Source organism: Staphylococcus delphini, from assembly GCF_900636325.1.
In the GTDB taxonomy this organism is placed as follows: domain Bacteria; phylum Bacillota; class Bacilli; order Staphylococcales; family Staphylococcaceae; genus Staphylococcus; species Staphylococcus delphini.
Genome location: NZ_LR134263.1, coordinates 686,053 through 705,509, shown reverse-complemented (window position 1 = coordinate 705,509; position 19,457 = coordinate 686,053). Strand labels below are relative to the sequence as shown.

Here is a 19,457-nt window from a genome sequence, read left to right as displayed (position 1 = left end):
GCCTCCTTTTCTTATTTCGCTAGTTCTGCTTCTAATGCTGCCAAATCTTGTTGATAATTCACATTTTGATACCAATAGTGCGGGCTCTCAATCGTATTCGCCTCTAACCAATCTGTTGATACTTGTTCATACACATGTTTCATACTCAGATTATCCGACTGTAAAACATTTTCAATAATAGGCAACACCCGTTTATGATAAAAAGCAATGGTCGGTATCGGACGTCCGTCATCCATAAATCCGGCGATGTCTAAATGTTCTTCAATAAGATTTGCAACCATAAACTGGTACAGATGGCTGATCGCTTTTTGAGTGACCATCGGCGTATCAACAGAAATGACGAAATAAAGATCCTCATCTGTATCACGCGACATCGCACTATAAATACCAGCGAGTGGTCCTTTATCTAGATGTTTCGGTTCATCTACAACGACCGCGTCATGTTGAAATTGAGAAAATAGTTGTTCGTTCGTACTAATTAAAACCTCATTGAACATGTTCGTCGCTTGTAACGTTTGGACAAGTTTGTGATAAAACGTCGTCCCATTAATTGTCGCAAATGCTTTCGGTGAGCCAAATCTCTCTGAATGCCCACCAGCAAGTATAATAGCTTTCATGACTAATGTTTAACCTCCACTGACTGGCGGAATCAGTGCAACCACGTCGTATGGCTGAATGAGATCTTCCGCGCGTGCAAACTCTTCATTGATTGCAACTTGAAATTTTTTCCCTTGAATGACGGGATAAGTTTGGTATAAATGTGTTGTTAAATCCGCAACAGGCACTTCATAATCAAAATGAAACACATCTTCTGAACGATTCACAAGTTCTTTAATTTCTGCAAAGTATAACACCTTCACGATGAAAGTCCTCCTTTATTGACAGCATCGTCGTGATAACCACGTTGATGTCCTTGCCATTCTGCGCCATCTTCCCAAATTTCTTTTTTCCAAATTGGGACGACCTCTTTAATCCGTTCAATCGCATATTCATTTGCAGCATAGGCATCTTTACGGTGAGGTGATGATACGCTAATACAAACTGCGATATCAGAAATTTGAAGCGCACCTATACGATGACCTATCGCAGTGATAGTCCCAGGCCAACGCTCCGTTATTTCATCACCAATTTGCGCCAGCTTTTTTTCAGCCATAGGAACATACGCTTCATACTCTAAATATTCTGTGCGGACACCTTTCGTCCATTCACGGACATGCCCTGTAAACACAACCACCGCGCCTTGTTTTTCATTTAATGTGTATGCGCGGTATTTTTCCGGTTCTAACGGTTGTGTTGTCACTTCAAATTGTTTCAACCCGATCACCCTTCATTCATTTCTATCCACTCAGTGAGCCACGTGAATAACGCATGCGCATCTGATGTTATAGCATCTCTTTTAACTGCAAATTTTACATTCGACAACTGTTGAAGTTGCGCATATTCTGCTTCATTACGATACACTATCACTTTATCGTAATGTTCATGTTTGTATCCTTCAACGAGTATGATACTTTTTTCAATGGTAACACATTCATCAATTAAAGTCCGTAACGGCATTTCACCAGCTCGTTGGACGCTTTCAATATACTGATGGCCTTGGACAATGCTTTGATCCGCCCCAGCATTAAAATGACGCATATGATCTAAATGGTCAGCCGGCAACGTAATGTCCTCCCCAGCGTGACCATGGTGTTTAATCGTCACGACAGCATAGCCTAAACGTTTCACATGGGCCACTAACTTTTCCATAAGCGTCGTTTTACCTACATCTTTAAACCCTACCACTTGTAAAATCATAAGCTACTCTCACGTTGATACGCTTCTGATGATGTTAATATCACTTGTACGTCATGACCTTGTTCAAATCCGCGTGTGCCACCTGGTAAAACAATCATGGCGTTACTATGCGCAATGGACACGACGGCACCTGACTTGTTGAAACCTGATGGGCGTACTGTCGCTTCACGCCCTGTGAGTACGACATTGGCACGAATAAAACGTGTAAATGGATTCGCCTTTTTAAAGTCTTCCATCAACGTCGCACGCACCATGCTTGGGTAACATTTTTCAGCATGCATCATATGGTACATCGCTGGTTTAACGAATAATTCAAAGCCAGAATAACAAGCTGAAGGATTTCCCGACAAGCCGAATAAATATTTGCCTTCTGATACTGCGACAGTCGTTACACTGCCTGGTCTCATCGCTACTTTATTAAACAACACATCAGCGTCTAATGCTTGATAAATATCTGGTAAATAATCAAAATCTCCTACCGACACACCACCTGTTGTAATAACAATATCGTGCGCGGCAAACGCTTTTTTGACGACAGCTAAGCTACTGTCAAAATCGTCTTGTTGAATTTGATACAGTTCAGCTTCAATACGTTCTTTACGCAATAATGCAGCAATCATCGGACCATTTGAATTACGAATTTTCCCTGGTTCCAACGGCGCATCAATATCAACCAGTTCGCTGCCCGTCGCAATAATGGCTACTGTCGGTTTTTGAAATACGGGAACGTCAACATAACCAAAAGTGGCTAGCACTGCAACAACGCCCGCATTGATCCGTTGGCCTTTCTTTAAAACCACATCACCCGTTGCAGTTTCTTCACCTTTTAATGACACATTTTCTAATGACTCAAACGGCTTACGAATCGTAAAACCTTCTGCCGTTTCCACCGTTTGTTCGAGTATCACAACGGCATCTGCACCTTGTGGCATTGCAGCACCTGTCATAATGCGTACAGCTTGCCCTGTTTCAAGTCGCTTCGTGGATACACTCCCTGCTCCGATGTGGTCGACGACTTCAAATTGGATACGGTTGTCACTCGAAGCCCCTGCTGTATCAACACTTCTCACCGCGAAGCCATCATAAGGGGATTTATCAAAACGCGGAATGTCATACGTCGCAACGATATCTTCGGCGAGTATGTAACCTTCACTTTCATAGATGTTCACTGTCGTCTTTTTCATCTCAATCTCTTGTTTCATAACACGTTGTAGCGCCTCTGACACAGGGATAGGATGTCTTTTTTCTACTGGCATGATGAACCACTCCTAACAAAATGAAAAATTCATGCTATACTATCCTTGCATTCAAGTAAGGAGGAATAACATGTCTGAATTTACACACCTTAATGCACAAGGTCATGCAAAGATGGTAGATGTTTCTGACAAACAAGTCACGAAACGTACAGCTATCGCACATTCAAGCATTCAAGTTAATGCCACGATTTATGAACAAATTACGCAAAATACAAACAAAAAGGGCAATGTTTTAAATACCGCACAAATCGCAGGGATTATGGCGGCTAAAAATACGTCGACGATTATTCCCATGTGCCACCCGTTAGCACTCACTGGGATTGATGTTGCCTTTGATTGGGACACTTCTGAAGATCAGTACATTTTGAACATTACAACGACAGTGTCTACAAATGGCAAAACCGGTGTGGAAATGGAAGCCTTAACTGCCGCTTCTGCCACTGCGTTAACCATTTATGATATGTGTAAAGCCGTTGATAAAGGCATGGTCATCGGTGCAACGTACCTCGTTCAAAAAACGGGCGGTAAATCCGACTTCAATCGCACATCCGACTAAATCACATCCATCTGTAATGGGACGGAACATCATGACTCTTGTAACTTTACTATGATAAATGAAATGTGCTATATGGAATGAAAAAATCAATTACGATGTGATTAGGCTGAAATTTTTGGCGTTTTCTACTTTTCAAAAGTTTGCCCTCATTGATTTACAGTCTTTGATATTCAATTGCTAAATTCGGCAAGCCTCCTAGGAACGCGAAGCCATGATGGCAATTGTAGCATTCAAAATATTTATCAATAAGGGCACGCTTTTATTTATTCATTTCATAAACTAAATGCGTGAGTTCTGGTAATATGAGTCGATTCAGCGCTAATTTTACAGCGCCTGTTGATCCTGGCAAGCAAAAGATTAGCGTTCGATTCGCTGTACCTGCAACAGCTCGTGATAACAACGCGCGTGTCCCGACATCTTCTGTAAAGCTTAAATAGCGAAACAACTCACCAAACCCTTCAATCTCCTTATCTAATAACGGTGTCACTGCTTCAATCGTTACATCTCTCGGTGCAATTCCTGTTCCACCTGTCGTCACAATGACATCGATATCTTCTGTAAGCCATTGTTGCACAGCTACTTGAATGGCAGTCAGTTCATCTTTAACAATCGTATAATGTTGAATTTCCACATCAAAATCTGCCGTTTGTAATAAAGTTTGAACGCTTTGTCCCCCTTTATCCGTCTCAGTCGTTCGCGTATCGGAAACGGTCAATACTGCACAACGGACAGGTCGCTCTAATTTGACGTTCGTATGCATGGAATCACTCCTTCATTAGCCGAATAATTTATGTATCATCACTTGTGCCGCGTCAATATCTGTTAAACCATGAATGAGTAGACGCCCATCTTGAAAAGCGACAATACGTGAATTTTCAAATTTAAATTGTAATAAATAACCATTGGACTTGTAGGGTAGCGCTCGCGCATCTAAAAATGACTTTAATCGCTCAAATGTCAGTTCTGGATGTTGATATTGTACGGTATCGCGACCACATAAAGCGGCATAAGTAGACGTTCGTGTATTTAAATACGGATAGCTCGGTTGATGACCACACGTTGGGCAGTCTTCACGTTGCAATCGTTGCATGCCAAACGCAAAATGTGTCCCTTCCCATATATCGCCATAAGTCAATTTAGGTTCAATAGGTGTCTCAGTTAAAATTTTCAGTGCGTCTCTTAACTGAAAACTCGTTGTCATTGTGACAGCAGGTTGAATGACTCCTACCGTATCACACGTAAGATTGAGAGATGGAATTTGTGGGACTAAACATTGAAAACAAGGCGTTTGTCCAGGAATAAATGGTGCTGAAACATAGGTACTTTGTACGACGCCGCCATAAATCCAAGGAACACGATAATAATACGCTGCGTCATTGATGCGCATACGTGTTTCAAAATTGTCTGTCGCATCCAAAATTAAATCAACAGCTGGCACATGTGTTTCTAAAAATTCACGAGCAACATGTGCAATATAAGCCTCAATGTGTACATCACGACGTATTGCTTGAAGCATCTCTTTTGCGGCCATTACTTTCGGTACACTTTCATCCGCATCACGTTCTGTAAACAACGTCTGTCGCTGTAAATTAGAATGCTCAATATAGTCCCGATCCACAATGATAAGCTTCCCGATACCTGCACGGACTAATCCTTCCGCAAGATGCGTTCCTAATGCGCCCATACCCACAATGAGTACAGCTTTTGCATTGATTTTCTGTTGACCACTCGGCCCTATTCCTTTGTATAACATTTGCCTAGAATATCGTTCTTCACCCATCATCATAATCCTCTCCCACAATACTATTCTCAATTATACGGATTTTTCGAAAGGGACTCAACGGATTAAAACGGCTGATTACCCTATTCATCGCGAGGTAAAACAATGAAATGATCAGCGCTGATTCCCTATATCGTAAACAAGCGAACCAAAGTAGTTGCATACATACCTTTGATCCGCTATTAAAACGATTTTATTTTCTCTCATGTTGATGTCTTATCCGAACAACGGCGCCTCGTAGTGCCTTAGCCCTTCACATATCCCAAGATGCTTTATGAACATCAGGCCGTCTCATTCTATCACAATAACTTCATCAGCTAATGTTTCAGCTTCCCACTTTGAATGTGTCACAAAAATGATTGGAATATGCCACTCATTAAAAATTCGCTTCACCAAGTCCATACTTTCTTTGCGTGACCCTTCATCCAAACTTGAAAATGGCTCGTCTAATAATAATATTTCTGGGCGCATACTTAATGCTCTTGCTAGTGCGACACGTTGCTTTTCACCACCCGAACAACGCTCTGGATAAACGTGCTTCAAATGTTCGATATTCAAATGTTTCATCAAATCTGCAATATGCGTGTTCCAGTGTGTCATAAAGGTAATGTTGTCCAACACGGTCATATGCGGGAACAATTGATAGTCTTGAAACAAATAGCCGATGTGACGTTCGCGAATAAGAACGTGTCGGTGTTGCGACGTATCAGTCAATACACGTCCATTTATTTCAATTTTGCCATAATCTGGATTACAAATACCTGCAATAACGTTCAATAAAGTCGTTTTGCCAATCCCTGATGCACCTTGAATGGCATAGATTTTAGGTTGATCGCTTTGAATTTGAATGCCGATGTGACGTTGGTTAATGGTCATGTTGATTTGAAGTTTTAACAATTAATCCACCTCACGATAACGCTCTTGATTCATCATATTCATTGTTCCTATAATACTAATCGCAAATGCCACTAAAACGAGTACCCATAACCATGCTTGGTGTTCTCTACCCTGTTGAACGAGAAAGTAAATTTCTAACGGCAACGTATTGGTTCTACCAGGAATGTAACCCGCAATCATGAGGGTCGCCCCAAATTCACCAATCGCACGTGCAAAGGCAAGCATCGTTCCTGAAATAATGGCACGCTTCGACAGAGGTAAGGTGATTTTGAAAAAGATTTTTCGTTCAGAAGCCCCCATCGTCCGTGCGGTATTCAGCATACGCGGATTAATATTACGAAAACCGTGGACCGTATGTTGATACATGAGCGGGAAACTGACAATGACTGAGGCTACGACAGCACCAACCCATGTGAACACGACTTTAATCCCTAAAATGTCAGTGAGGAGATGACCTACAGGATGATCCACCGAAAAGAACATAAGTAGTAAAAAGCCTAATACGGTCGGTGGTAAGACGATAGGTAGCAGTACAATACTTTCAATCAGATGTGTCCATTTCGTTCGTCGATGATACATCACACGTGCGAGTGCTATTCCAAGTATAAATACGATAATTGTACTCACAAAAGCCACTCTAATGGATATCCAAAAAGGCGTTAAGTCAGGCATAATGATCACCTATTTTTCAAAATGATAGTCTTTTAAAATACGTTGTGCAGTGTTACTTTTCATAAAATCATACCAAGCATTTGCCGCTTCAGTATCAGTCACTGTGCCCATGCGATAGACAATCGGTGACTTTAATGGCGCGTCCGAAACTTTCTCTACGCCAGTATGTGGTGTTGTGCCGACGTATAAGTCTGTTTGATAGACAAAACCCAGCTTTGCATTTCCTTTATTGACATAGTTTAACACTTCACGCACGTCTTTCGCATACACGATACGTTCTTCAACGGATGACCATTGATTTTGATCTTCCAAATAAGTTTTAGCATATTTCCCGGCTGGCACGGATTTCACTTCACCGATTGCCAGCTGATCGTTGTCCCCCAGTTGATCAATACTTTGAATGTCACTGCCTTTACGATGAATCAATACTAATTTGTTGTGGGCGTAATCGTATGTATGTTGTACTTTTCCTTTTTCTTTCAACATATCGACATCTTTCGTATTCGCGGACATGAAGACATCCACTGGCGCACCTTTATCGATTTGTTCTCGCAATGCGCCAGAACCCCCGTAATTAAACGACACATCGACATGAGGATACTTTTCATGAAATGCTTTTTCTAATGCTTTCGTCACATCTGTTAAACTTGCCGCAGCAGAAATGGTCAATGATTGTTCAGATGTTGATTTTTGATCACTCGATTGCGTACCTTTTTGTCCACACGCTGATAAAATGACAGCGAAAAGCCCAATAACCATTAACAAGCTCACCCATCTTTTCATATGTCGCGCCTCCTCAATTGCTTTTTTACGTTAAAATACGCTCGAAATCAGTATATCAAATTTCGAACGTATTTTGAGTTGATTCCTATTCAGTTTTTAACATTTAGCGTTGCGATAAAACGTTGAAAAGCCGCTTGACCCGCTTCATCCCTTTTAAAGACCCCTGCATCTTGAAGGACGCGTTCAAATTTATAACCGACTTCTTGACGCACAATCGCTTCAGCATCTTGCGTGTCAAAATCATACTTTTCTTTCATTTCTTGTGCCCATGCGTTATGCACGCCAAGGTCTACCGTTTCATCGCCATTTAAAAATGCAATCACATCTTGCAATTCATTTTTTAAACGTCCAGGTAAAATCGCTGTTCCCATGACTTCGATTAATCCGATATTTTCTTTTTTAATATGTTGAACATCTTGATGCGGATGGAATACACCGTCCGGAAATTCCTCTGTACGTTGATTATCACGTAACACGATGTCCATTTCATATTGGCCATCACGGAATCTCGCAATCGGTGTCACCGTATGATGACGTTCTCCTGAATCACTATGCGCTTTCACTTGCACACTTGCATCACTGTAACCTTCCCATCGACGACGTATCCATTCGCTTGCCGCAATGAGCTGTTCCGTATCTGTCGCCGTTAAACGAATGACACTCATCGGCCATTTGACGATACCGGCTTGTACAGTCGGAAAGTCCGTTAATTCAAATGTACGTTCGATGGGTGCCAGGGCCATTGGAAAATCATGACGTCCAGCTTGATAATGGTTGTGCGATAAAATCGAACCGCCAACAACTGGAATATCTGCATTCGATCCAATCGTATAGTGTGGAAATTGCTTTACGAAATCGAGCAAGTTTTCAAATGTTGCTTGATTGATTAACATCGGTGTATGTTCACGCGATAACAAAATGCTATGCTCATTAAAATACAAATATGGAGAATATTGGAATCCCCATGCTTCGCCGTTAATTTGCATTTGCACGTTACGATGATTTGAACGTGCCGCAGAAGTCATCGTCCCATAATAACCTTCATTTTCCATACAAATCGCACACTTTGGATAAGAGGAAGTTGGCGCATTTTTCTCACGTTCAATTTGTTTCGCATCTTTTTCAGGTTTCGATAAATTGATCGTAATCTCAAAATCACCATACGCTGTCGGCACATGATAAACGATATTTTTCGCGATCGCTTCTTCTTTAATGTAATGATTCAGGTGGCTCAACTGATAAAAATAATCTGTCGCCGCTTCTGGTGAAAGTTGATAACGTTTATAAAATTCACGATTTACCGACGAAGGTCTCGGCGTGATTAAATCCATCAAACTCGCTTCTAACTGTTCACGCGCTGACAAAATATCTTCAAACGCACCTCGCTCAATCGCATCTTCAATAAGTAAATTTACGATTTCAATCGGCGCTTGCGATTGCACGTCATGTTCAGTATCTAAAAGCGCAATATCATCTGCCTTTAAACGTGACAAAATTTGGTTGACGACATAAATACGGTCCCCTACTTCATAGTCGCCATGCGCAATAATATCATCTGCAAATTGATACACATGTGCTGCGTTTGCCATAATGAGCCTCCTTTAGACGTTTTCGTAGCCATCCGGGTGTTTTTGGTGCCATTCCCAAGCAGTACGGATAATTTCATGAATGTCATCATGTTGCGGTTGCCACTTCAATAACGCTTTCGCTTTATCACTTGAAGCGACTAATTTACTTGGATCACCCGCACGTCTTGGCGCCACAACTGCCGGAATGTCTCGATCTGTCACTTCGCGTGCAGCATTTAAAATTTCTTTCACTGAGTAGCCATGATTTGTCCCTAAGTTGAACGCACCACTTTCGCCACCCGCTTTTAAATAATCGTACGCTAAAATATGTGCTGAAATTAAATCTGTGACATGTAAATAGTCTCGAATTGGCGTACCGTCTGGTGTATCGTAATCATCACCAAACATTTTCAATTCATCACGTTGACCTAATGCGACTTGAAGGACAACTGGAATGAGGTGCGTTTCCGGATGATGATCTTCACCAATCGCGCCATTTTCTTTTGCCCCTGCAACATTAAAGTAGCGTAACGCAGCGTAGTTTACACCATACGCTTCATGACACCAACGTATCATTTTTTCCATCACAAGTTTACTTTCACCGTAAGGACTCGTTGGTAATTTTTGTGACGTTTCAACAATTGGTACCTCTTCAGGTTCGCCGTAAACTGCAGCTGTAGAACTAAAAATGATATGTTGAACATCGTGTTCACGCATCACTTCGAGTAATACTTGCAATCCGTAAACATTGTTATTGAAATATTCAAGCGGATATTCTACTGATTCGCCGACTAACGAATACGCACAGAAATGGAACACGCCTTCAATGTCCTCTTTTTCGAAAACGTCATTTAAAAATTCGCGATCACGGACGTCCCCTTCATAAAAGCGCGCATCTGCATGCACCGCTTCACGATGTCCTTTGACTAAATTATCAACGACAACGACATCATAACCCGCTTCAACTAATTGATCGACACAGTGGCTTCCGATATAACCTGCGCCACCTAATACAAGCATAGACATACTCCATACACTCCTTTATTGTTCCTCTAAAGTACGTACACCGTTTGCGATATCCACATGATAGAACGACGGTGCGTACCCTACCGTTTTCGTATAGGCTTCAGTCACCTTTGCTTCAAGGTCAGCAATTTTATCTTTGTGTACTAACGCAATCGCACATCCTGCAAAGCCTGCACCAGTCATACGTGCCCCTAATACACCGTCGACTTGTTGTGCCGCTTCTGCCAATGTATCTAACTCTAATCCTGTCACTTCATAATCATCTTTTAATGACGCATGAGACGCATTTAATAATTGACCAAACGCTTCGAAATCATGCGCTTGTAAAACTTCGTACGCTTTTTTTGTACGTTCATTTTCTGAAATCGCATGTTTCGCACGGCGTCGAAGCACATCATCATCAATTTTGTCTGCATATTGTTCAAATTGCGCTACTGAAATCTCACCTAATGACTGCACATCAAGATAATTTTGTAATTGAGCTAACGCACGCTCACATTCACTTCGACGTTCGTTATATTTCGACTCTGCAAGTTCTCGGCGTTTATTCGTATTCATAATCGAAATTTTGTAATCGCCAAATTCTGTCGGTACGTAGTGATATTCTAACGTATTCGTATCTAACAAAATCGCATGGTCTTTTTTACCGAATCCAACAATAAATTGGTCCATAATCCCTGAATTCACACCAATAAATTCATTTTCGACACGTTGCCCCATTTTCACGAGCTCAAGGCGGTCCATTTCAATACCGAATAAAGTCGTCACAAGGTGCCCTGTTAACAACTCGATAGACGCAGATGATGATAAACTTGCGCCATTTGGAATGTTACCTTCAACAACGATGTCAAAGCCACGATCAATCTCTGGAAATTGCTCAACCAAATAACGAATCATCCCTTTTGGATAGTTCGCCCACTGATGTTCAGCATTGTAATCTAAATGGTCTAGATCGAACGTCATCACACCTGCTGATTCAAAATTCACTGAGTAAAGTTGAATCTTACGGTCGTCACGTAAACGCCCCACACCATATGTGCCTAATTCAATTGCTGCTGGAAATACAAAGCCACCATTGTAATCTGTATGTTCGCCGATTAAATTGATACGCCCTGGTGCAAAAGCTGTCACTGTTGGTTCTGCGTTAAAAATGTCTTTAAATGTTTGAGTTAGGTTTTGCATATCTCACACCCCAAAGTCTTTATAGTAAACAACAATTACAGTTTACTGTTTATTTATCCAACTGTCAACTGAGACCGCTTTCAAAAAACTTTCTCGATAATTTAAATGCGTGTTCAACTGCATATGAATCGCGACTTGGCGTTGGCCTTTCATTTGATCTTGAGCCAAACGAACCGCTTGACGGCCAAACTCCTCAATGGGAATACGAATGCTTGAAATCATCGGCGCTGTATATTGCGTTATCTCAGAATCATTAAAGCTGACCAGTTGTACGTCTTCAGGTACACGTATTTGCGCTTGTTGTAACCCTTGCAATACGCCCACTGCAAGCACATCATTTCCGGTAATGACGACTTGTGGCAGTACGTCATCCTGTGCGATACGTTGGCCAATTTCGAGACCATTTTGACGCTCCCAATTTGACGGATAATAAAGTTCTTCTGCATTTGTTTGTGCACACCAATCGATATAGGCGCGTTGTCTCGCATCAGCAATTGTATCATGCGTTTGACCCACATCACGCACCTTTGTTTCTCCACCAACGTATGCCACTTTGTCGATATGTTGGTGTTGAAGTAATTCGAGTAACGCTCGCATACTGTCATATAAATCAGAAGATACCGCATCGATATGACTCGGCGCATCGATTTGATTAATTAAAATGAGCCGCGCATTATATGTATAAAGCTGTTGAATCACTGATTGTTTGAACGGTCCAATGACAATCACCGAACCCGCCTTTTCCACTTGTTGCAGTTGTTCAATCGACGTCAATGCGTTCGTACGAATCGTTTTCTTCAGTGTTAGATTCAAATGCTTCACTTCTTTTTCAATCGCTAATCGGAGTTCTCGATAATACGGGTCAATCATTTCTTTCTCTTTTGATGCATGTGTCACAATTTGGATTTGTCGTGTCAGACGCTTTTGTTTTGTATAATTTCGTGCATTGGCAATTTCGATAATGCGCTGTCTCGTCTTTGTTGCAACAGAAAGCGAAGGATCCTCATTCAACACACGCGACACCGTACCAGGACTCACACCTGCCTCTTTCGCAATCTCTCTAATACTCGCCATCATTCAACCTACTCTCTTCATTTGTTTACTATAGTTTACTTCTTTTGTTTTCTCTTTTCAACTCTCTTCATATTTCAAATTCTGTTAAAATCATTGGAGAAAGTTTAAAATTGGGATATATATCATCAGCATGCGTACATTTTTTGAAAGGAGGTTGTACCATTGAATCCAGACTTTAAAACGAATCAACCGATTGTACGTTTCGAAAATGGTGTTTTATTTGAAACAGAAGATGATTATGTGACAGAGATGCCGCTCACAATCATGGTGAACCGAGAAGAATTTGCGACAGTCATTTGTAGTCCCAATCAATTAGAAGAACTGGTGCTCGGATTTCTCGCTTCTGAAGGAGTCATTTTAAAACGAGATGAGTTAAAATCGATTGAAATTGATGAGCATCGTGGGTATGCGCACGTTGAAATCACATCGTCTGTTCATGATCGTGTGCAACTATCAACGAAACGCCTTGTCGCTTCATGTTGTGGGAAGAGCCGAGAATTTTATTTCCAAAACGATGCTGCCATTGCGAAAACATCAATGTCCAACCTTCAATTGACACCTGCTCAAATTTTAAACATGATGGCACGTTTACAAACGCAAAGTCGTGTCTTTCAAGCAACAGGGGGCTTACATAACGCAGCCATTAGTGACGGCAATGCATTTTACATTCATCGTCAAGATATAGGACGACATAATGCACTCGATAAATTGTATGGGTATTGTATTCAACGTCATATTAGCGTACGTGATAAGGTACTCATTTTTAGCGGGCGTATCTCCTCAGAAATTTTAATCAAAGCCGCTAAAATCGGTGTCGGAATGATTATTTCTAAATCTGCCCCGACGACATTAGCAGTGCAACTTGCCCATGACCTTAACATTACAGCAGTCGGTTTCGTGCGTGATGATTACTTTAACGTTTACAGTCATCCAGAACGTATACAACAAACAGACATGTAAAAAACAGGCGCTGATGAGAAATGTCTCACCATACGCCTGTTTATTTTCATTTCTGTTGTCATGTGTGTCAGCACCCATCAATACGGTACTGAAACTGTTAATTCCTTCAGGGCACTGTACTGAAAACTAATAAATGTATAACCTTGTTTCATATACATCTCTTTCGCTGTATCTTCAGCATCAGCGACTAAAATGACTGGACGTTCACGAGCGATCTCTCCCACAAATGCCTGCATCCGTGAACCCACGCCACGTCCACGTGCTACTTCAGCTACCGCAAAACCATCCAGTTCCACCGTTCGCTCCGTTTCAATCACATTCATAATGCCAACAGGTTGCGCATTTTCATAAGCGATATAAGGTTGGCGTGCACGCGTGTCTTTTTTCAAATTCGTTCGCAATGCCTGCGCACTTTCTTTAATATAATCTGCGCCAAATTGAATGGAGAGTGGCTCATAGACGTGCATATAATCTGCCATGTTTTCGATGGTTACAGGTTCTATCTCAAGGCTCGGGCCAGTCAATTGACGTAAATCCGCTGCCTCAATCATATACAGCTCCAGATTGCCGACTTGAAAACCTTCAGCACGTAAATATTGCATCATGTCTACGTTCGGTTTGACGTTTTCTGGAAATTCAAATTTGAGATGTGTCAACACACCATGGTCAGCATGAAGCGCTTGTTGCCGTCTCATATCTTCTTTAAACTGAGACACATCCGGCATTTGATGATAGACCCACTTATTATTGTCATAAGTTAGAGGTGTCGTTGGCGTCATATAAATCGTTACGTTGTTAGCTTTAGAATAAATATCCCCTTCACTATAAATGTCACTCATCTGAACTTCCATTTACATCCCCTACTTTCAATGCTTATTTTGCTAATTGTTGCATGATTCTCGACATCACAGGATTGTTAAATAGTGCGACCGCAATAAGTGATGCAATAGCTGCCTTAACTAAGTCACCCGGTAAAAATGTTAATGATAAATAAATCGCTTTAGACAATGGCATATGAATCACAAAGCCCATCACGATGGCACCGACTAAGTCTAGTAACACCACCCCGAAGATAACGATAATCGCAAAAGTACGTTTAAAATCTAATGTTTCAAAATATTTGTCGCGCATCCAACCGATCAAAAATGCGGCGATGGGATACATGATTAAAAAGCCGACACTCGGTCCGACGAAGACCCCGTAGCCACCACGTCCGCCTGAAAGTAATGGTGCACCCATCAATACGAGTAATAAAAATACAATGACGCTTAATGTGCCATAGCGACGTCCTAACAAAATACCTGCCAAAAAGATCCCGACGTTTTGAAGCACAATCGGTACTGGGATAAACGGCAAGGGAATAGCTGGAATAAAACCCATGACCGCGATAATGGCAGTCATTAATGCTGTATAAACTAAAAATTTCGTGTTCAAAATCTTTTTCCTCCTAAAAATGATAAAAACAGTTCATTTCAGATTATAGCATTAATGTAAATAGAATATCTATAGTTGTTTACAATTCAGCAACTGCGCCGAGTAATGCGGCATGATTTTGTAATTGTGCGACTTCAACTTTGGCATGACCGTAATCTTCAGGCAAATACTGTTTCAACTCCGGCAAGATATAACGTAACAACACGTCACCTTGTGCAGAAACTCCGCCACCAATAATAATCACTTTTGGATCATAAACAATTTGTATTTCCGCAATGCCTCGTGCCACTTCACGCGCCCATTGCTGAATATAACGTCGTGCTGTAGCGTCCCCATTTTCTGCTTCTTCAAACAGTTGTTGAATATTTTGATGCGGATAGTTTTCTCTTATTAACAATTGTTTTAACGCTTCAGTCGAGGCCCGCTGTTCATATTGTGTCTTCGTTTCTGGATCGTATAATAAATAACCAATTTGATTTGGACGATGACGTATGCCCGTTAATAGTCCGACATTGCGTTGATAATAACTACCGCCAATGCCTGTACCTAATGTTAAACAAAACGCACTCTCATAAGCCGCTTCTCTTTCATCCAACTCCCCTAACAATGCTGCATCGACATCGTTATAAACGACCAGCTCTTGAACATACGCTCTGAGTTTATCTGCAAAGTTTGTGCCTGTATAATTCAAAATATTCGGATTAGCATAAGCAATCGTACGCGCCTTTCTATCTACGGCTCCCGCTGTTGAAATGCCTACTGCGACCGCTTGGAGTTGATGTTCTTGAATATAACGTTGTAACCTTGCCTCAACATAATTCATAATGGCGTTATTTTCATTTACGGGAGTCCGCACTTTATCGTAATCTTGCAATTGTCGATGTTCATCAATAATGGCTGACTTAATATAAGTTCCCCCAATGTCAAAAGCTATTTTTTTCATAAAACTCTGCCCCTCTCATGAGATGTTGCGTTAACAATGCTTTAGCCAATGAAAAATTTCCTTCCTTTAATGCTTCATAAATATTGCGATGTTCTGTCATACTCCGCACATTTTCTTCGCGCGATGTTTCGATAGGCGTTTGATAAAAATACGCTTGCACCACAGCACTCATCTGTTGAAATAATGATGAATCCACTGCAGTAAGTAAACTTTCATGAAATTTTCGATCAACAGATACATTAAACGCTTGCACATCATCGACCAGTGTCTCCGCTATTGAAGTTAAGGGTGCCTGGTTACGTTCAATTATATCAATCGCTGCCAATTCGAAAGTGAGCCGTAACATCATTAAATCTTTTAAATTACCATGAGAGACTTGAAAACTAAATAAAAACCCTTCAATCAGTGGCGTAATATCTTGTGCTTTCACTAATGTGCCTCGTCCTTGTACGCTCTCAGTCACCCCTGTGTTTTCGAGATAACTTAAAGCCTCTCGAACGACAGAACGACTGACTTGATACGATTCAGCTAATTTGCGTTCAGTTGGTAATTTATCCCCTACCTGTAATGACTCTGCTAAAATATAATCCTTAATCTTTTGTACGACTGTTTGCTTTAAACTTTTACCAGAACGACTTAACATTTCCGCCATGATCCTTACTAACTCCTTGTTTACAGTTTAGTTCAGTTTAACATAATTGATCTCACGCGTTGTAAAAATATTGACCTCGTTATTGATAACGCTTACAATTAAATTATAAATTGGTCGGACCAATATTACAAACAGATGATTTATTGGAGGGTGTACCATGCATGAAAATTTAAAAGGCTTATATGCGGCTTTACTCGTCCCATTTGATGAAAACGGACAAGTGAAAGAACAAGGTTTAAGAGCGATTATCCGTAACGCGATTGATGAACAACAGTTAGATGGTTTATATGTGAACGGCAGCTCAGGGGAAAACTTTTTAATGAATACCGAACAAAAAAAAGAAGTTTTCCGCATTACGAAAGATGAAGCAAAAGACGACATACGCTTAATTGCACAAGTCGGTTCATTAGATTTAAACGAAGCGATTGAATTGGGTCAATATGCGACAGAGCTCGGTTATGATTCATTATCAGCCGTTACACCGTTTTACTATCCGTTCACGTTTGAAGAAATTCGTGACTATTATTTCGCTATTATTGAAGCGACTCAAAACAATATGATCGTATACTCTATTCCTGGATTAACAGGTGTAAATATTTCAATTCAACAATTTGAAGAGCTTTTCCAAAACGACAAAGTCATCGGTGTTAAATATACAGCACCAGATTTTTATTTACTCGAACGTTTACGTCAAGCATTCCCAGATAAGTTAATTTTCTCTGGTTTTGATGAAATGCTCGTACAAGCTGCGATTTCAGGGGTTGATGGTGCAATCGGTTCGACGTTCAATGTCAATGGTCGTCGTATTCGTCAAATTTTTGAACATGCTCAAAATGGCTCAGTTGAAGAGGCTTACCGCATTCAACATGAAACGAATGATATTATCGAAACGGTAATCGGCATGGGCTTATATCCAACATTGAAAGCCATTTTAGCTGAAAAAGGAATTGATACAGGTGTGCCTAAAGCACCATTCCATCCGTTTAACGAAGCACATCGCGACGCATTGAAAGCATTGATCAGCCAATATCAACTTTAAGACAATGAGACTTTGAATTAAAAAGAGTGAAGTACAAACGATAAATAGAGAAAGTGTTATGCTTCACTCTTTTACTTTGCTTTGTATTGTAAGCGGTTTCTTAAAGACTTTATATTGAAAATTGAAAGGGGTTTGTTGTTATGGGAACAATTGGCTTTGGTTTTTGGAACTGGATTGCTTTAATACTATATTTATTGATTATGTTAGGTGTGGGCGCGTATTTTACGAAACGTGCAGGGAAAGATACCGATAGTTTCTTTAAAGCAAGTGGCCGTCTACCGTCATGGGTCGTTGGATTTTCTATTTATGCGACAACTTTAAGTGCGATTACGTTTATGTCAACACCGGAAAAAGCTTTTTTAACAGACTGGTCTTACATAGCTGGTAACATCGCAATCGTTGCTATTATTCCGTTGCTCATTCATTTTTATATTCCATTCTTTAAAAAGCTTAAAATCACTTCCGCTTATGAATATTTAGAAGCGCGTTTTAACCCTGCAGTACGTGTCATAGGTTCTGCCCTATTTATCTTATTTCATTTAGGTCGTGTGGCCATTGTGATTTATTTACCGACACTCGCAATCACAGCCGTTTCTGACATTAATCCTTATTTAGTGGCAAGTCTTGTCGGGGTTTTGTGTATTATTTATACATTTCTCGGTGGTTTTGAAGGGGTCGTATGGAGTGACTTTATTCAAGGTGTGATTTTATTAGGAGGCGCACTTGTTATTATTATTACAGGAATTGTGCATATCGACGGCGGATTTGGCACAGTTTTGAACGAAGCAGTGAGCAACCATAAACTCATCAGCGCAGACAACTGGAAAATGAACGCCGCCGCTGCAGCCATCCCCATCATTTTCCTCGGTAGTATTTTTAATAACTTGCAACAATATACAGCAAGTCAAGATGTCGTTCAACGTTATCAAGCATCTGAATCTTTAAAAGAAACGTCACATTCGATTTGGACAAATGGGGTGTTGGCACTTATTTCAGCACCACTTTTTTACGGTATGGGAACTGTGCTGTATGTTTTTTATGCCACACATACAGCATTACCGAAAGATTTTAATACATCATCTATCGTCCCTTATTTTATCTTAACTGAAATGCCACCATTCGTTGCGGGGCTAATGATCGCAGCAATTTTCGCGGCTGCACAGTCAACGATTTCATCAAGCCTAAACTCGATTGCAGCCTGTTTCTCAGTAGATATTAAACAACGCTTCTTTGGAAGTAAAACCGATGCAACTGAAGTACGTATTGCGCGTGTAACGACTGTTGTTACAGGACTCATTGGGATGCTCATTTCATTATATTTAATCGCAGCGGACTCTAATGACGTATGGGATCTTTTCTTATTAATTACAGGGCTATTCGGGGTACCAATTGCAGGTATCTTTGCGGTCGGTATTTTTACCAAACGTACACATGGTGTTGGTGTCATTGTCGGTATATTAGTCGCAGTGATCGTCAGTTATTTCTTACAAGGGCAAGGCATTGGCGGTGCAGGCTCACCCTTCTACATCTCAATTATCGCCTTTATGACAGCGTTTATCGTGGCATATATCGCCAGTCTCATTATCCCAACACCGAAAAAAGATATTTCTGGACTGACACTTTTTGATAAACACGGTGCGATCACATACGTGCGTAAAACAAAATAATTCATCTCATAAAAAGGTATCCCATTTCTTTTGAGTTGTGTACTCAAAAGAGTGAGATACCTTTTTTCATTGGTGGATAGCCCATGAAACGATAGAAGAAGAGAAACAATTAATGTCCCCTCCCATGCATCGCGTGCTGTTTAAAAACAAAAAACACCCCACTTATTGGTA

General features: G+C 40.8%; 22 protein-coding genes. 4 read left to right on the top strand and 18 right to left on the bottom strand.

Annotation, left to right across the window (positions count from 1 at the left end; translation table 11 throughout):
* Window positions 1–11: 11 nt before the first annotated feature.
* The 5 genes from mobA to EL101_RS03035 are packed head-to-tail and all read right to left on the bottom strand — an operon-like array spanning window position 12 to window position 3,053.
* Window positions 12–617 carry a molybdenum cofactor guanylyltransferase MobA gene (gene mobA / locus EL101_RS03055; RefSeq protein WP_096597308.1) on the bottom strand — a complete coding sequence of 202 codons (606 nt, stop codon included), beginning with the start codon at window positions 615–617 and terminating at the stop codon, window positions 12–14.
* A 9-nt stretch (window positions 618–626) separates the two neighbouring features.
* The gene (locus tag EL101_RS03050; protein WP_019166602.1) at window positions 627–860 is read right to left on the bottom strand and encodes a MoaD/ThiS family protein; all 234 of its coding nucleotides are present in this window, start codon (window positions 858–860) and stop codon (window positions 627–629) included.
* Window positions 857–1,315: a molybdenum cofactor biosynthesis protein MoaE gene (locus EL101_RS03045; RefSeq protein ID WP_019166601.1), complete on the bottom strand. Its 459-nt coding sequence runs from the start codon at window positions 1,313–1,315 to the stop codon at window positions 857–859. The genes EL101_RS03050 and EL101_RS03045 overlap by 4 nt, the downstream gene beginning before the upstream one ends.
* Window positions 1,316–1,320: 5 nt before the next feature.
* A complete protein-coding gene (gene mobB, locus EL101_RS03040) occupies window positions 1,321–1,797 on the bottom strand; it encodes a molybdopterin-guanine dinucleotide biosynthesis protein B (protein WP_096597306.1) in 477 nt (158 codons plus the stop codon).
* On the bottom strand, window positions 1,794–3,053 hold the full coding sequence (locus EL101_RS03035; RefSeq protein ID WP_096597304.1) for a molybdopterin molybdotransferase MoeA: 1,260 nt from the start codon (window positions 3,051–3,053) through the stop codon (window positions 1,794–1,796). Before EL101_RS03035 ends, mobB begins: the two co-directional genes overlap by 4 nt.
* Window positions 3,054–3,123: 70 nt before the next feature.
* Here EL101_RS03035 and moaC point away from each other — a divergent pair, with 70 nt between their 5' ends.
* Window positions 3,124–3,609, top strand: a complete 486-nt coding sequence (gene moaC, locus EL101_RS03030; RefSeq protein ID WP_096597302.1) for a cyclic pyranopterin monophosphate synthase MoaC — start codon at window positions 3,124–3,126, stop codon at window positions 3,607–3,609.
* Between the two features lie 259 nt (window positions 3,610–3,868).
* Here moaC and EL101_RS03025 read toward each other — a convergent pair whose 3' ends face one another.
* From EL101_RS03025 to EL101_RS02985, 9 genes are all read right to left on the bottom strand, one after another.
* Window positions 3,869–4,369, bottom strand: coding sequence for a MogA/MoaB family molybdenum cofactor biosynthesis protein (locus EL101_RS03025; protein WP_096597300.1), 501 nt, complete (start codon window positions 4,367–4,369; stop codon window positions 3,869–3,871).
* Window positions 4,370–4,384: 15 nt separating this feature from the next.
* Window positions 4,385–5,389, bottom strand: a complete 1,005-nt coding sequence (locus tag EL101_RS03020) for a ThiF family adenylyltransferase (RefSeq protein ID WP_236653890.1) — start codon at window positions 5,387–5,389, stop codon at window positions 4,385–4,387.
* A gap of 291 nt (window positions 5,390–5,680) precedes the next feature.
* Window positions 5,681–6,286, bottom strand: a complete 606-nt coding sequence (locus EL101_RS03015) for an ATP-binding cassette domain-containing protein (RefSeq protein WP_096597296.1) — start codon at window positions 6,284–6,286, stop codon at window positions 5,681–5,683.
* Window positions 6,287–6,958 (bottom strand): molybdate ABC transporter permease subunit, encoded by a 672-nt coding sequence (gene modB, locus EL101_RS03010; protein ID WP_096542517.1) that lies wholly within the window; start codon window positions 6,956–6,958, stop codon window positions 6,287–6,289.
* A 9-nt stretch (window positions 6,959–6,967) separates the two neighbouring features.
* Window positions 6,968–7,741, bottom strand: coding sequence for a molybdate ABC transporter substrate-binding protein (gene modA, locus EL101_RS03005; RefSeq protein ID WP_096597294.1), 774 nt, complete (start codon window positions 7,739–7,741; stop codon window positions 6,968–6,970).
* 89 nt (window positions 7,742–7,830) lie between these two features.
* Window positions 7,831–9,330 carry a UDP-glucose--hexose-1-phosphate uridylyltransferase gene (gene galT, locus EL101_RS03000; protein WP_096597292.1) on the bottom strand — a complete coding sequence of 500 codons (1,500 nt, stop codon included), beginning with the start codon at window positions 9,328–9,330 and terminating at the stop codon, window positions 7,831–7,833.
* 12 nt (window positions 9,331–9,342) lie between these two features.
* Window positions 9,343–10,335, bottom strand: coding sequence for a UDP-glucose 4-epimerase GalE (gene galE / locus EL101_RS02995; protein WP_096597290.1), 993 nt, complete (start codon window positions 10,333–10,335; stop codon window positions 9,343–9,345).
* A gap of 15 nt (window positions 10,336–10,350) precedes the next feature.
* The gene (locus tag EL101_RS02990; protein WP_096542523.1) at window positions 10,351–11,517 is read right to left on the bottom strand and encodes a galactokinase; all 1,167 of its coding nucleotides are present in this window, start codon (window positions 11,515–11,517) and stop codon (window positions 10,351–10,353) included.
* A 42-nt stretch (window positions 11,518–11,559) separates the two neighbouring features.
* Window positions 11,560–12,594 (bottom strand): LacI family DNA-binding transcriptional regulator, encoded by a 1,035-nt coding sequence (locus EL101_RS02985; RefSeq protein ID WP_096597288.1) that lies wholly within the window; start codon window positions 12,592–12,594, stop codon window positions 11,560–11,562.
* A gap of 159 nt (window positions 12,595–12,753) precedes the next feature.
* On the opposite strand from EL101_RS02985, the gene fdhD reads away from it, so the two are divergent.
* Window positions 12,754–13,551: a formate dehydrogenase accessory sulfurtransferase FdhD gene (fdhD, locus tag EL101_RS02980; RefSeq protein WP_096597286.1), complete on the top strand. Its 798-nt coding sequence runs from the start codon at window positions 12,754–12,756 to the stop codon at window positions 13,549–13,551.
* A 77-nt stretch (window positions 13,552–13,628) separates the two neighbouring features.
* On the opposite strand, the gene EL101_RS02975 is transcribed toward fdhD, so the two are convergent.
* The 4 genes from EL101_RS02975 to EL101_RS02960 form a co-directional block, all read right to left on the bottom strand.
* Window positions 13,629–14,402, bottom strand: a complete 774-nt coding sequence (locus tag EL101_RS02975) for a GNAT family N-acetyltransferase (protein WP_096597284.1) — start codon at window positions 14,400–14,402, stop codon at window positions 13,629–13,631.
* A gap of 22 nt (window positions 14,403–14,424) precedes the next feature.
* Window positions 14,425–14,985: a biotin transporter BioY gene (locus EL101_RS02970; RefSeq protein ID WP_096542531.1), complete on the bottom strand. Its 561-nt coding sequence runs from the start codon at window positions 14,983–14,985 to the stop codon at window positions 14,425–14,427.
* Window positions 14,986–15,064: 79 nt separating this feature from the next.
* Complete coding sequence (locus tag EL101_RS02965; protein WP_096597282.1) at window positions 15,065–15,928, bottom strand: ROK family protein; 864 nt, start codon at window positions 15,926–15,928, stop codon at window positions 15,065–15,067.
* Complete coding sequence (locus EL101_RS02960; RefSeq protein ID WP_096597280.1) at window positions 15,909–16,580, bottom strand: FadR/GntR family transcriptional regulator; 672 nt, start codon at window positions 16,578–16,580, stop codon at window positions 15,909–15,911. Before EL101_RS02960 ends, EL101_RS02965 begins: the two co-directional genes overlap by 20 nt.
* 157 nt (window positions 16,581–16,737) lie before the next feature.
* Here EL101_RS02960 and EL101_RS02955 point away from each other — a divergent pair, with 157 nt between their 5' ends.
* Both EL101_RS02955 and EL101_RS02950 read left to right on the top strand, forming a co-directional pair.
* Entirely contained in the window at window positions 16,738–17,619 is an 882-nt protein-coding gene (locus EL101_RS02955) for an N-acetylneuraminate lyase (protein WP_096597278.1), read from the top strand.
* 140 nt (window positions 17,620–17,759) lie between these two features.
* Window positions 17,760–19,286: a sodium:solute symporter family protein gene (locus EL101_RS02950; RefSeq protein ID WP_096597276.1), complete on the top strand. Its 1,527-nt coding sequence runs from the start codon at window positions 17,760–17,762 to the stop codon at window positions 19,284–19,286.
* The last annotated feature ends 171 nt before the right edge of the window (window positions 19,287–19,457 follow it).

What these genes read in the sequence shown, in the direction of transcription:
- EL101_RS03020 (WP_236653890.1), bottom strand. Translation starts at nt 5,389, where the DNA reads ATGGGTGAAGAACGATATTCTAGGCAAATGTTATACAAAGGAATAGGG.
- mobA (WP_096597308.1), bottom strand. Translation starts at nt 617, where the DNA reads ATGAAAGCTATTATACTTGCTGGTGGGCATTCAGAGAGATTTGGCTCA.
- EL101_RS02990 (WP_096542523.1), bottom strand. Translation starts at nt 11,517, where the DNA reads ATGCAAAACCTAACTCAAACATTTAAAGACATTTTTAACGCAGAACCA.
- EL101_RS03025 (WP_096597300.1), bottom strand. Translation starts at nt 4,369, where the DNA reads ATGCATACGAACGTCAAATTAGAGCGACCTGTCCGTTGTGCAGTATTG.
- mobB (WP_096597306.1), bottom strand. Translation starts at nt 1,797, where the DNA reads ATGATTTTACAAGTGGTAGGGTTTAAAGATGTAGGTAAAACGACGCTT.
- EL101_RS02960 (WP_096597280.1), bottom strand. Translation starts at nt 16,580, where the DNA reads ATGGCGGAAATGTTAAGTCGTTCTGGTAAAAGTTTAAAGCAAACAGTC.
- galT (WP_096597292.1), bottom strand. Translation starts at nt 9,330, where the DNA reads ATGGCAAACGCAGCACATGTGTATCAATTTGCAGATGATATTATTGCG.
- galE (WP_096597290.1), bottom strand. Translation starts at nt 10,335, where the DNA reads ATGTCTATGCTTGTATTAGGTGGCGCAGGTTATATCGGAAGCCACTGT.
- EL101_RS02975 (WP_096597284.1), bottom strand. Translation starts at nt 14,402, where the DNA reads ATGGAAGTTCAGATGAGTGACATTTATAGTGAAGGGGATATTTATTCT.
- EL101_RS02985 (WP_096597288.1), bottom strand. Translation starts at nt 12,594, where the DNA reads ATGATGGCGAGTATTAGAGAGATTGCGAAAGAGGCAGGTGTGAGTCCT.
- modB (WP_096542517.1), bottom strand. Translation starts at nt 6,958, where the DNA reads ATGCCTGACTTAACGCCTTTTTGGATATCCATTAGAGTGGCTTTTGTG.
- EL101_RS02950 (WP_096597276.1), top strand. Translation starts at nt 17,760, where the DNA reads ATGGGAACAATTGGCTTTGGTTTTTGGAACTGGATTGCTTTAATACTA.
- modA (WP_096597294.1), bottom strand. Translation starts at nt 7,741, where the DNA reads ATGAAAAGATGGGTGAGCTTGTTAATGGTTATTGGGCTTTTCGCTGTC.
- EL101_RS03035 (WP_096597304.1), bottom strand. Translation starts at nt 3,053, where the DNA reads ATGCCAGTAGAAAAAAGACATCCTATCCCTGTGTCAGAGGCGCTACAA.
- EL101_RS02965 (WP_096597282.1), bottom strand. Translation starts at nt 15,928, where the DNA reads ATGAAAAAAATAGCTTTTGACATTGGGGGAACTTATATTAAGTCAGCC.
- moaC (WP_096597302.1), top strand. Translation starts at nt 3,124, where the DNA reads ATGTCTGAATTTACACACCTTAATGCACAAGGTCATGCAAAGATGGTA.
- EL101_RS02955 (WP_096597278.1), top strand. Translation starts at nt 16,738, where the DNA reads ATGCATGAAAATTTAAAAGGCTTATATGCGGCTTTACTCGTCCCATTT.